We start from the raw sequence: 13330 nt of genomic DNA, 5'->3' as shown, positions 1-13330 counted from the left end.
AAGCTTCACGCTTTGAGTTTTTTTTATGCCAGAAAATGAAAGCACAAAAAAAGGAAGCTCTAATAGAACTTCCTTTTTTGATATATTTTTCAATTAAGTTTTAAGCATTTAATCGTTTTGCTTTTTTCTCTTCTCTAATTTCTTTTAATCTTTCGATTAAAGCACCTCCAACCCAATAAGGAATTATAAAGGTTACTAAGAAAATCATTAACCAAAATCCTAAAGTTAATATACCTAAAAATGCTAAAAAGCCTAAATATTGATCAAAATCAAACATAATTGTTGGTGTCTTTTATAAATGTGCCACAAATATAATATAAACCATTTTGTTTTCCAATAACAATGTTAAGATTTATCAACAGGTTATTCACTAATCTAAATTAGGTTGCGGAGTCATGCGTAAATAAGGCTTAACTTCTTTAAATCCTTTTGGGAAAATCGCAGGAATATCGGCCGTTGCAATTGCTGGTACTACCACACAATCGTCACCATTCTGCCAGTTTGCAGGTGTTGCTACTTTATGGTAAGCTGTTAATTGTAAAGAATCTACAACACGTAATAACTCATCAAAATTTCTACCTGTAGAAGCAGGATAAGTAATCATTAGTTTTACTTTCTTATTATTATCAATTACAAAAACAGAACGCACGGTAAGTTTGCTGTCTGCATTTGGGTGAATCATATCATAAAGTTCAGAAACCTTTCCATCCTCATCTGCAATAATCGGGAAGTTTACTGTGGTATTCTGTGTTTCGTTAATATCTTTTATCCAACCGTGGTGAGATTCTACCCCATCTACACTCAATGCTACAACTTTTACGTTACGTTTTTTAAACTCATCGGTATATCTAGCTACGGTTCCTAACTCTGTAGTACAAACTGGCGTATAATCTGCTGGGTGCGAAAATAGTATTCCCCAACTATCACCTAACCATTCGTGAAAGTTAATTGTTCCTTCAGATGTTTCTGCTGTAAAATTCGGAGCTTCATCTCCTAATCTAATTGTTGCCATTTTTATATTTAGTTTAAAATTAATTACTATTTAAATTCATTATAAAGATAATTCATTTTTAACAGGGCAAATAATTTTTAATCTTATGAATTTGTTAAAAAATTTACGAGAAAAACTAAGACATTCCTCATAATAAAACAGACTAAAACGATTAACTTTGTAACTTATAATTAAACCATTAATGCCATGAGTTACAGAATAGAAAAAGATACTATGGGTGAGGTAAAAGTACCTGCCGATAAACTTTGGGGCGCACAAACAGAGCGTTCAAGAAATAACTTTAAAATAGGATCCGTTGCATCTATGCCGTTAGAAATTATCTACGGTTTTGCTTACTTAAAAAAAGCTGCTGCATATACAAACTGCGAATTAGGTGTTTTAGATATTGAAAAAAGAGATTTAATTGCACAGGTTTGCGATGAAATTTTAGAAGGTAAACACGACGACCAATTTCCATTAGTAATCTGGCAAACAGGTTCTGGTACGCAAAGTAACATGAACGTTAACGAAGTGGTTGCTAATAGAGCACACCAATTAGCAGGAAAAGTTGTTGGCGAAGGCGAAAAAACAATTCAGCCAAATGATGATGTAAACAAATCGCAATCATCAAACGACACATTCCCTACCGGAATGCATATTGCAGCGTATAAAAAAATAGTTGAAACCACAATTCCTGGTATAAAACAACTTAGAGAAACATTAAAGAAAAAATCTGAAGCTTTTAAAAATGTTGTAAAAATTGGACGTACGCATTTAATGGATGCTACGCCTTTAACATTAGGGCAAGAAATTTCGGGTTATGTTGCACAGTTAGATCATGGCTTAAAAGCTTTAGACAATACTTTGGCTCACTTAAGCGAATTAGCTTTAGGTGGTACAGCTGTTGGTACAGGTTTAAATACACCTAAGGGCTACAGCAAGCGTGTTGCAGAATATATCGCAGAATTTACAGGATTACCATTTGTAACGGCTCCTAATAAGTTTGAAGCACTAGCTGCTCACGATGCTTTGGTAGAAACGCATGGTGCATTAAAACAACTTGCTGTTTCATTAAATAAAATAGCTAATGATATTAGAATGATGGCCTCTGGACCACGTTCGGGTATTGGAGAAATTATAATTCCAGCAAACGAGCCAGGAAGTTCTATTATGCCTGGTAAAGTTAACCCAACACAATGTGAAGCCTTGACTATGGTTTGCGCACAAGTTATGGGTAACGATGTTGCAGTATCTGTTGGAGGCATGCAAGGACATTACGAACTAAACGTATTTAAACCAGTTATGGCTGCCAATGTTTTACAATCGGCTCAACTTATAGGTGATGCATGTGCTAGTTTCGAAGAGAATTGCGCTGTTGGTATCGAACCAAACCAAGAAGTAATTACAAAGCTACTTAACAACTCGTTAATGCTTGTAACAGCTTTAAATACAAAAATTGGTTACTATAAAGCTGCTGAAATTGCAAATACAGCACATAAAAACGGAACAACTTTAAAAGAAGAAGCGGTTCGTTTAGGTTATGTAACTCCAGAAGATTATGATGCTTGGGTAAAACCAGAAGATATGGTTGGTGCTTTAAAATAGTCAACAACCTTTTATATATTAGAAAAGCCGATAACGTTTGTTATCGGCTTTTTTGTTACCGTAAATCTAAGGCTAGTTTAAATTGTACAACTAAGTTCTTTTAGAATCACTTTAAAGCGTTTAATAGCTCTTTCTTATCGCTTAAAACAAGTGTTCTTAACATTCTACCATAACAGCACATTAGGGACTTTATAATTGAAGTATTATAATGCTTCTACTTTAATAATAATGCATAAAAAAAGCCCCTCATTTCTGAGGAGCTTTTAATTTTATAAATAGGTTTCTGTTTTCACAGAAATTGAAAACTCATAATAAATTATGCTTTTCCGTCCATTTTATCTTTAAGCGCTTGTAAAGCATCATTGGCATCACCTAAAGTAGGTTTTGACTCTGCTGCTTGTGATTCAGCTTTTCTTACTGCTTGCTTAACCATTTTAGCTTCTTCTGCTCTAAATACAGCAGTGTGAGATGCTACAACTCTTTTGAATTCTTTGTTGAATTCAATAATTTTAAAGTCTGCAGCTTCACCTTTCTTAAGCTTAGTTCCATCTTCTTTCTCTAAGTGACGAGATGGTACAAATGCAACGATATCTTCGTTAAACTCGATAGTAGCTCCTTTATCAACAATCTCAGTGATTGCAGCGTTATGAACTGTTTCTAAAGCAAACTCAGTTTCGTATTTATCCCAAGGGTTAACAGTTGTTTGTTTGTGTCCTAAAGATAATTTACGACCTTCAACATCTAACTCTAATACAACCACATCTAATTTATCTCCTACAGCGCAGAATTCAGATGGGTGTTTAATTTTCTTAGTCCAAGATAAATCAGAGATATAAATTAATCCGTCAATTCCTTCTTCTAATTCAACAAAAACACCAAAGTTTGTAAAGTTACGTACAATACCTGTATGCTTAGAAGCTAATGGGTATTTAGACGTAATATCTGTCCATGGATCTGCAGATAATTGCTTGATACCAAGAGACATTTTACGATCTTCTCTATCTAAAGTTAAGATTACTGCTTCAACCTCATCTCCTACAGAAACGAAATCTTGAGCAGAACGTAAATGTGTAGACCAAGACATTTCAGAAACGTGAATTAATCCTTCAACACCATCAGCAACTTCGATAAATGCACCGTAATCAGCGATTACAACAACTTTACCTTTTACTTTATCACCAACTTTCACCTCTTCTGCAAGAGCTTCCCATGGGTGTTTAGATAATTGTTTAAGACCTAATTGGATTCTAGATTTGTTTTCATCAAAGTCAAGAATTACAACATTTAATTTTTGATCTAACTCAACAATCTCATTTGGATGGTTGATTCTAGACCAAGATAAATCTGTAATGTGAACTAATCCGTCAACACCACCAAGATCGATGAATACACCGTAAGAAGTAATGTTTTTAACAACACCTTCTAATACTTGACCTTTTTCTAATTGACCAATAATCTCTTTCTTCTGAATTTCAATATCAGCTTCAATAAGAGCTTTATGAGAAACAACAACGTTTTTAAACTCATGGTTGATTTTCACAACTTTGAATTCCATAGTTTTGTTTACATACTGATCGTAATCTCTAATTGGTTTAACATCAATTTGAGATCCTGGTAAGAATGCTTCAATTCCGAAAACATCTACAATCATACCACCTTTAGTTCTGCATTTTACAAAACCGTTAACGATTTCTCCAGTTTCGTGTGCTTTATTTACACGATCCCATGCTTGGATTACACGAGCTTTTCTGTGAGATAATACTAATTGACCAGTTGCATCTTCACGCACATCAATTAATACTTCAACTTTATCTCCTACAGATAAACCTGGGTTGTAACGAAATTCGTTTAAAGAAATAACACCTTCAGATTTTGCGTTAATGTCAATAATAGCATCTCTATCAGAAATGTGTACTACTGTACCTTCAACAACCTCATCGTTTAATGTGTCAACGAAATTTTCAGCTACTAATTTTTCAAATTCTTCTAATTGTTGGCTATCAACTTCATCAATTCCTTCTTCGTAATTGTGCCAGTTAAAATCCGCTAAGAATTTTTCAGGGTTTGCTTTTGCTTCAGATACAACTGGAGCTCCAACATTGTTTGCTTCAGTTGCTTCAACTTCAGCTGGGTTTGCGTTTTCCGCCATTTAATTAAATTTAATAATGTGTTTTAAATACATCGCTTTCGCGGAAATAAAACAGCACTATGTTTTTGTATTCTATATGTTTTGGAAGATTTAAGCGAGTAACACACAGAAGTGTTATTTTTATATAAAGTTTCATTCCTTTTATCTGCTCCAATAAATCGCTAAAAGGAGTGCAAAAATACATATTTTCAATCAATTAGACTAATTTTAATAAAATATTTTAAAGCACTGATTATTAGCGAAATAATAAATTTGAGAAAAATCTTCAAAATTGGCATCGGTTTTGCTATATTGAACCTGTTAAACAAAATTAAAATCTACACTTATGACAATGAAAGCAAAGTACCAACCTGTATTAGATCTAGGCGAAACTTTAAACATCCAAAATGGCGATGTTAAAGAAGAAAACGGACAATTAAAAGTTACAGGAACAGCTAATACACCTTACGAAAAGAACCTAATTTGGGATAAAATAAAAGAAATTGGTGGAGATAATCCTTCTGATATTATGGCTGATATTAAAGTAGCCGATGAAACTGTTTTCCATAGACACACTGTAAAAAGTGGAGAAACTCTTGGAAAAATAGCGATTCAGTACTACGGAAAAGCTGCTAAATACCAAGATATTTTTAAAGCTAACTCTGATATCTTAAAGAATCCAGATGTAATTCACCCAGATCAAGAATTAATTATTCCTAATCTATAAGGTTTAAGGTATATTTATAAAAAAAACGAACGTCTATTTATTTAGGCGTTCGTTTTTTTATGTTTTATTTTGAAGTTAAATAATTAAGTGTTGTTTACTTTTTACTGAATACTGCCAACTGAAAACTTATTCGCAATCTTCAATTGTCATTTTGGCAAGACGTAAAATTTTATCAAATTGTTCATCTAATGTCATGTCTGAATTATCAATTTCGATAGCATCAGCAGCTTTAACTAAAGGTGAATCTTCGCGAGTAGAATCTATATGGTCGCGTTCTTGAACGTTTTTCAAAACATCTTCATACAAAACTTGATCACCACGTTCAATAAGTTCATCGAAACGACGGATAGCCCTTTTTTCCGCGGAAGCGATCATGTATAATTTAAGTTCAGCATCTTTAAAAACTACGGTCCCAATATCTCTACCGTCCATAACAACACCTTTACCCTGACCCATTTTTTGTTGTTGTTCAACAAGTTTTTGTCTCACCTCCGAAATGGCAGCCACTTTACTTACGAAGCTAGAAACCTCTAAAGTTCTAATGGCTCTTTCTATATTCTCGTTATTTAAATATACTTCAGCAAAACCTAATTTCTCATTAAACTTAAAAGTGATATTAATATTATCGAGCTGATAAATTAAAGCTTCAACATTAAAATCATCTCTAGAAATTAATCCGTTTTGCATGGCGTAATATGTCACCGCACGATACATGGCACCAGAATCGACATAAACGTAACCCAAATATTTTGCTAATTGCTTGGCTACGGTACTTTTTCCGGTTGAAGAAAATCCGTCGATGGCTATGGTAATTTTGTTCATGTATTTTAAAGTTGAAACGTGACTATTATAATGTACTTTGAATGACTTCTATTTTGAATTTTCAAAAATACTTAAAGAAATATAAAGCAAAAAGTAAAACGGTTTAAATTAAATGGAAAGTGAATGGCTATTGCAAATCTATTTGTAAACCAAAAAAGTTAGCATTTGCTGCGCTCGTGTATTTAGCGTGGGTATAACTGAAACGCATTTTATTCATTTTAATAGAAATACCAGCAGAAATACCAGAGAAATTACGTTGATCTACAATTCTTAACTCCTCACCTCTTCTAAAATTGTATCCCAACCTAATATTGAATCCGCTTTCGGGGAAAAGCTCGGCACCTAAAATGGTATGCCTAATAACCTGACCTACAAAACCTATTTTTTCTGAAGAACTTGCCCCACTTAAATCACTTGTTTCTCTTGCTGGATTAGGTCTGCTAATAGGCCACTCTTGCAAGTTTTCAAAAGTAACATGCCAACGTATAGGCACATGTTCTAGCCTTTGAGATAAACCTAAACTAACCTCGAATGGCAACGACTCATTTAAGCCTGCGTAGGTTGTAATTTGTGTTCCAAAATTACGGACCACCAAAGCAGCATTGAAATCTAAATCTTCGTCTATATAAATTAATCCTAAATCTACAGCCGCACCAAGCGAACTGTACTGCTCCAATTTAGAGGTTATCAATTTTAAATTTGCACCAAAATAAAAATCTGAATATCCAATTTGTGTAGCATAACCCACGGATAATGCGGTTTCGCTTCCGCTGAAAGTTCCTGTGGAATTTCCATCCTCATCATAACCATCAAACTGTCCGTAATTTACATAGGTAATTCCTGCATGTACGGTTTGCGTACGCCTATCTATGGTATAAGCATAAGACGCCGTTCCGTAACCTATACCTCCTAAATAACTTACATAATTTAAGGCTAATTGATTATCCATTTCTACATTAATAGTAGCCGGATTATAAAGCCCTTGTGTAACATCGTAATCTACATTTGTTAATACTTTACCTCCCAATGCAGCTTGGCGAGGTGACGATATTAAATTCAAAAATTGATATGTAGACTCACCTCCTACTTGCGCAGTTGCAAGTAAGCCAAATGAAAAACAAAAAAATGTTGCTATTTTTTTAAACATAGTTCTGGCTGCAAAGAAAATAAATCTATCTTAAAACGAACACATGTATTTTTTATTTTAATTTAAAAAGTATTCCTTGTGCTTTTCATCTTGTTTTATCGATTAAAGTAGAAAGCGTAAAAAAAAATCCCCGAACACGTCGAGGATTTTTTTATATCTAATTTATCAATTATAACACTTTCGCGTTTTTAACTTTTTCATCAGTAATTGCATACTTAATAACGTCACTCATTTCTGTAACATAATGGAAGGTTAAACCTTTTAAATATTCAGGTTTAATATCTTCTATATCACGACGATTTTCTTCACACAACAGGATTTCTTTAATTCTAGCACGTTTTGCCGCCAAAATTTTCTCTTTAATTCCTCCTACAGGTAAAACCTTTCCACGTAGTGTAATCTCACCCGTCATAGCTAAACTTTTCTTTACTTTTCTCTGAGTAAATAAAGAGACTAATGATGTTAACATCGTTACACCTGCACTTGGCCCATCTTTTGGCGTTGCACCTTCTGGCACGTGAATATGTACATTATACTTATCGAAAACCGCAGGATCGATTCCAAACTCTTCGGCATAAGATTTTATGTATTCCATAGCAATGGTAGACGATTCCTTCATGACCTTACCAAGGTTTCCGGTAATCGTCATAGCCCCTTTTCCTTTAGAAATAATAGACTCTATAAATAGAATATCTCCACCAACACTTGTCCATGCTAAACCTGTTACTACACCAGCAACATTATTATTTTCGTATTTATCACGTTCCATTTTAGGGCCACCTAATACTTCAATAATATCTTCGTTAGAAACTTTTACATTATAATCTTCTTCCATGGCAATGTTTTTGGCCGCATAACGCACCATTTTTGCCACTTGCTTGTCTAAACCACGAACACCCGATTCACGTGTATAACCTTCAACTATTTTTTCTAATTGAGGTTTTCCTATTTTTAAATTATCGGTAGTTAAACCATGCTCTTTTAATTGCTTTGGAAGTAAATGGCGCTTACCAATTTCTACCTTTTCTTCAATAGTATAACCTGTAACGTTTATAATTTCCATACGGTCACGCAAGGCAGGCTGTATAGTGTTTAAACTGTTTGAAGTTGCAATAAACATAACTTTAGAAAGATCGTAACCCATTTCTAAAAAGTTATCATGAAATTCACTGTTTTGTTCAGGATCTAAAACTTCTAGCATAGCCGAAGATGGATCGCCTTGATTAGAATTTGATAACTTATCAATTTCATCTAAAACAAAAACAGGATTTGATGTTCCGGCTTTTTTTAAACTCTGGATAATACGGCCTGGCATAGCACCAATGTAGGTTTTTCGGTGTCCGCGAATTTCAGCTTCGTCTCTTAAACCACCTAGTGAAATACGCACATACTCGCGACCTAAGGCTTCAGCAATAGATTTCCCTAAAGATGTTTTACCAACTCCAGGAGGTCCGTATAAGCATAGAATAGGCGATTTCATATCGTTACGAAGTTTTAAAACGGCTAAATATTCTATAATTCTGCGTTTAACATCTTCTAAACCAAAATGATCGCGATCTAAAATTTTCATGGCACGCTTTAGGTCGAATTTATCTTTACTAAACTCATTCCATGGTAAATCTAAAAACAGCTCTAAATAGTTGCGCTGTATAGAATACTCGGCTACTTGCGGATTCATACGTTGCATTTTAGCCAATTCTTTAGTAAAATGCTTCCCTATTTTTTTATCCCATTTTTTTGTTTTAGCCTTCACTTTCATTTCGTCAATTTCCTCATCATGACTTACACCACCCAATTCTTCTTGGATAGTTTTCATTTGTTGATGAAGAAAATATTCACGTTGCTGTTGGCTCATATCCATTTGAACTTTGGACTGAATATCATTCTTAAGTTCTAATTTTTGAAATTCAACATTCATGAATTTCAAGGTTGCCAATGCACGAGATTTGAGATCGTCCATTTCTAAAAGTGACTGCTTCTCGGCCACCGACAGATTCATGTTAGACGACACGAAATTTATTAAAAACGAATTGCTTTCAATATTTTTTATAGCAAAAGACGCCTCACTAGGTATGTTCGGACTTTCTTTTATAATTTCTAAAGCTAACTCTTTTATAGATTCTATAATTGCAGAAAACTCTTTGTTTTTAATCGCAGGTTTAGCCTCTGCCATGTCGCGAATAGTCGCATTCATGTATGGCTCCTCTGTTAAAACTTCGGCTACTTTAAAACGTTTTTTACCTTGAATAATAACCGTTACGTTACCATCAGGCATTTTTAAAACACGTAAAATACGAGCTACAGTACCTGTTTCGTGAATTTCACTTGCAGATGGATTTTCTACCGACTCGTCTTTTTGAGCCACTACACCAATAACTTTTCCACCTTTATTAGCATCATTTATTAGTTTTATCGATTTATCACGCCCTGCAGTAATTGGAATTACTACACCAGGAAACAAAACGGTGTTTCGTAATGATAGAATAGGCAGTGTTTCCGGCAATTCTTCATTATTTATAGCTTCCTCATCTTCAGGCGTCATTAAAGGAATTAATTCTGAGTTCTCATCAAATTCCTGTAATGACAAACTGTCAAGAGTTGTAAATTTTGATTTTTTCATATATAATTTTGAGTCAATCTGTCACAAAAACACATTGAACTTTAAGTTTAACAATTTACATAAAATATTAAGCAACTAAAAATCAAGTGTTTAAAACTAAACCTTTAGACTCAACTCTTCTATAAATTCAATAGCTATGCCAATAATGATTTTAGCAATTATTAGATTTTACCCATTTTTTTCATCACAAACAATAAAACAATAGGTAATGCGAGTAAAATAACCATTAACAAATTAGTCTGAAATATAGCCGGAACTAACATTAAAGTAATAACATAACCACCAATAGCACCACCAAAATGAGCATCGTGACCAATGTTTCCAATTTTATTTTTCATACCATAAATGGAATATAGTAAATAACCAATACCGAAAAGATAAGCCGGAATTGGAATAGGAATCATAAACATATAAAGGCTCATATCTGGACGAAATAAAATAGCAGAGTAAATAATACCACTTACTGCTCCACTTGCGCCTACCGCACTATAATGATATTCATTTTTATGAAAATAAAGTGACAATAAGTTACCAAACATAAGGCTACCAATATAAACCGCTAAAAACCCTACAACACCTAAAGCACTAGCTACACTACCTGCAAAAAAGTAAAGCGATACCATATTAAAAAGCAAATGCTGCATATCTACATGCAAAAATCCGGCACTAAAAAATCGAATTTTCTCGCCACGCTGTATACCACCAACATTGAATTTGTATTTTTCAAAAAAAGCATAATCATTAAATCCTTTATAGGAGATAATTACATTGGCAGCAATAATAACTATAGTTATTAAATCTAATTTTCCCATACTCACTTTAATGTTTAAAATTGATTAACATATATTTGCAAATCTAAAATTATTTCATGCAATTAATAGCTTATATTATTCTTTATCCGTTTTTATGGTTAATTTCTATTTTGCCCTTTAAATTGCTTTACTTGGTTTCCGATGCGGTTTATGTTTTAATTTACCACATAATAAGCTACAGAAAAAAAGTAGTAACCAGTAATTTAAAGCTAGCATTTCCCGAAAAATCTGCAAAAGAGCTTGCTTTAATTCAAAAAAAATTCTATCGTCATTTATGCGATATGATTTTAGAAGCAGTTAAATCGATAACCATCTCTGAAGCTGAAATAAAAAAGCGCTATATTTTCACTAATGTAGAAGAAATACATAAACTTGAAAAAGAAAATAAAAGTATTATACTTTTAATGGGACATTATGCGAGTTGGGAATGGATTTTTATTCTACAAGCCCATGTAAACCATAAAGGATATGCCGTTTACAAAAAATTAAGCAATAAATATTTTGACGCCCTAGTGAAACGTATTCGTGCTAAATATAATAGCCATTTAATAACCACAAAAGAAACTGTACCAACACTTTTAAGAGCTAAAGTAAATAAGGAATTAACTTTTAACGGTTTTGTTTTCGATCAATCTCCGAGAGCAAATAAAGCTTTGCATTGGCAAAATTTTATGGGCGTAAAAGTACCTGTGCATGTTGGCGCAGAAGTTCTTGCCAAACGTTTAGGTATGGCTACCCTATTTCTAAAAGTAAAAAAAGTAAAACGAGGTTATTATGAAGCCACGTTTATGGATATTATTAAAGACACTAGCGGTGTTGAAAATTATCAAATTACAGATCAGGCCTTAAAACGTGTGGAAGAACAAATTTACGAAGCACCCGAATATTACTTATGGACCCATAAACGCTGGAAGCATAAAGATAAAGTTCCACAGGCATTTTTGTAGATAAAAATGAATCATTTCAAATTATAGTAATAAAAAAAACGAGTTAGGTATCTAACTCGTTTTTTTTTTATAAACATAAACAGTTTAACTCAAAGTCTACTGTTTCGCAATAGCGCCAATTTCTTCAATAAATTTATCGGCTAAAGTATCTGCTTCAGTTTGCGATTTTGCTTCAGTGTAAATTCTAATTATTGGCTCTGTATTACTTTTACGTAAATGTGCCCAACTTTCTGCAAAGTCAATTTTTACACCATCAATAGTTGTTAATTGCTCGTTTTGGTAACGTGTTTCAATTTCCTTTAAAATACCATCAACATCTAAACCTGGTGTTAATTGAATTTTCTTCTTACTCATAAAATAATCAGGATACGTTGCTCTAAGTGCACTAACAGACATTTGTCTTTCTGCTAATAAACTTAAAAATAACGCGACACCAACAAGTGCATCACGACCGTAGTGAGAATCTGGATAGATAATACCTCCATTACCTTCACCACCGATAACCACTTTATTTTTTTTCATTAAATCTACCACATTCACCTCGCCTACTGCACTAGCTTCGTAAGTTCCTCCGTACTTTTCAGTAACATCACGTAAGGCACGAGTAGAACTCATATTGCTTACTGTGTTTCCTGGTGTTTTACTTAACACATAATCTGCACAAGCTACTAAAGTATACTCTTCACCAAACATATTACCGTTTTCGTCCATAAAGGCTAAACGATCTACATCTGGATCTACCACAATTCCGAAATCGGCGTTATGTTTTTTAACCTCTTCAGATAAATCTGTTAAATGCTCTTTTAATGGTTCTGGATTATGTGGAAATTCACCATTTGGCTCACAATAAAGTTTTACAACCTCAACTCCTAAACGTTCTAAAAGCAAAGGAATAGCAATACCTCCAGTAGAATTAACACCATCTACAACTACTTTAAATTTAGCTGCTTCAATATCATTTACGTTTACTAAATCTAAATCTAGCACTTCAATAATATGTAAATCTATGTAAGCTTTATTTTTTGTGATTTTTCCTAAATCGTCTACTTCAGCAAAATTCATGGTATCGCTTTCAGCAATATTCAATATTTTTTCACCTTCAATAGCATCTAAAAACTCACCTTTTTCATTAAGTAATTTTAAGGCATTCCATTGTTTTGGATTATGGCTTGCTGTTAGAATAATACCACCATCGGCATGCTCTAAAGTTACAGCAACCTCAACGGTTGGTGTTGTAGAAAGACCTAAATCGACTACATCAATACCTAAACCAATTAGTGTATTCATAACTAAGTTTTGCATCATTTTACCCGAAATACGAGCATCACGACCAACAACCACTTTATAGTTTTCTTTTTTACGGTTTTCTTTAAGCCAAACGCCATATGCCGATGCAAATTTAACAGCATCAATAGGTGTTAAATTATCACCTACTTGCCCGCCAATAGTCCCGCGAATTCCTGAAATTGATTTTATTAGTGTCATAGTTTTGTTTAATTTTAAAGGACAAATATAGTATTTCAAATTCGGA

The 13330-nt window shown here is 33.5% G+C and carries 11 protein-coding genes; 3 read left to right on the top strand and 8 right to left on the bottom strand.

What is annotated here, in order from left to right:
- Nucleotides 1-100: 100 nt before the first annotated feature.
- Together GQR98_RS18990 and GQR98_RS12660 are read right to left on the bottom strand one after the other, a co-directional pair.
- Nucleotides 101-277, bottom strand: a complete 177-nt coding sequence (locus GQR98_RS18990) for a hypothetical protein (RefSeq protein ID WP_199270200.1) — start codon at nt 275-277, stop codon at nt 101-103.
- A 93-nt stretch (nt 278-370) separates the two neighbouring features.
- A complete protein-coding gene (locus tag GQR98_RS12660; RefSeq protein ID WP_133968539.1) occupies nt 371-1012 on the bottom strand; it encodes a peroxiredoxin in 642 nt (213 codons plus the stop codon).
- 186 nt (nt 1013-1198) lie between these two features.
- Here GQR98_RS12660 and fumC point away from each other — a divergent pair, with 186 nt between their 5' ends.
- The gene (fumC, locus tag GQR98_RS12655; RefSeq protein WP_159019810.1) at nt 1199-2596 is read left to right on the top strand and encodes a class II fumarate hydratase; all 1398 of its coding nucleotides are present in this window, start codon (nt 1199-1201) and stop codon (nt 2594-2596) included.
- 316 nt (nt 2597-2912) lie between these two features.
- On the opposite strand, the gene rpsA is transcribed toward fumC, so the two are convergent.
- The gene (gene rpsA, locus GQR98_RS12650; protein WP_159019809.1) at nt 2913-4745 is read right to left on the bottom strand and encodes a 30S ribosomal protein S1; all 1833 of its coding nucleotides are present in this window, start codon (nt 4743-4745) and stop codon (nt 2913-2915) included.
- A 325-nt stretch (nt 4746-5070) separates the two neighbouring features.
- Between rpsA and GQR98_RS12645 the strand changes: the two genes are divergently transcribed.
- A complete protein-coding gene (locus GQR98_RS12645; protein ID WP_159019808.1) occupies nt 5071-5451 on the top strand; it encodes a LysM peptidoglycan-binding domain-containing protein in 381 nt (126 codons plus the stop codon).
- Between the two features lie 126 nt (nt 5452-5577).
- On the opposite strand, the gene cmk is transcribed toward GQR98_RS12645, so the two are convergent.
- The 4 genes from cmk to GQR98_RS12625 form a co-directional block, all read right to left on the bottom strand.
- Nucleotides 5578-6273 (bottom strand): (d)CMP kinase, encoded by a 696-nt coding sequence (gene cmk, locus GQR98_RS12640; RefSeq protein WP_159019807.1) that lies wholly within the window; start codon nt 6271-6273, stop codon nt 5578-5580.
- A gap of 127 nt (nt 6274-6400) precedes the next feature.
- Complete coding sequence (gene porQ / locus GQR98_RS12635; RefSeq protein WP_159019806.1) at nt 6401-7420, bottom strand: type IX secretion system protein PorQ; 1020 nt, start codon at nt 7418-7420, stop codon at nt 6401-6403.
- Nucleotides 7421-7589: 169 nt separating this feature from the next.
- Nucleotides 7590-10040, bottom strand: a complete 2451-nt coding sequence (lon, locus tag GQR98_RS12630; RefSeq protein WP_159019805.1) for an endopeptidase La — start codon at nt 10038-10040, stop codon at nt 7590-7592.
- Between the two features lie 161 nt (nt 10041-10201).
- Complete coding sequence (locus GQR98_RS12625; protein WP_159019804.1) at nt 10202-10852, bottom strand: rhomboid family intramembrane serine protease; 651 nt, start codon at nt 10850-10852, stop codon at nt 10202-10204.
- Between the two features lie 56 nt (nt 10853-10908).
- Between GQR98_RS12625 and GQR98_RS12620 the strand changes: the two genes are divergently transcribed.
- Nucleotides 10909-11799: a lysophospholipid acyltransferase family protein gene (locus GQR98_RS12620; protein ID WP_159019803.1), complete on the top strand. Its 891-nt coding sequence runs from the start codon at nt 10909-10911 to the stop codon at nt 11797-11799.
- Nucleotides 11800-11895: 96 nt separating this feature from the next.
- On the opposite strand, the gene glmM is transcribed toward GQR98_RS12620, so the two are convergent.
- Complete coding sequence (gene glmM, locus GQR98_RS12615; protein ID WP_159019802.1) at nt 11896-13284, bottom strand: phosphoglucosamine mutase; 1389 nt, start codon at nt 13282-13284, stop codon at nt 11896-11898.
- Nucleotides 13285-13330: the final 46 nt, after the last annotated feature.

The sequence above is a fragment of the Algibacter sp. L3A6 genome (assembly GCF_009796825.1).
Lineage (GTDB): Bacteria > Bacteroidota > Bacteroidia > Flavobacteriales > Flavobacteriaceae > Algibacter.
Note: the sequence above shows the minus strand (reverse complement) of the source record. Positions and strands in the feature narration are given on the sequence as shown.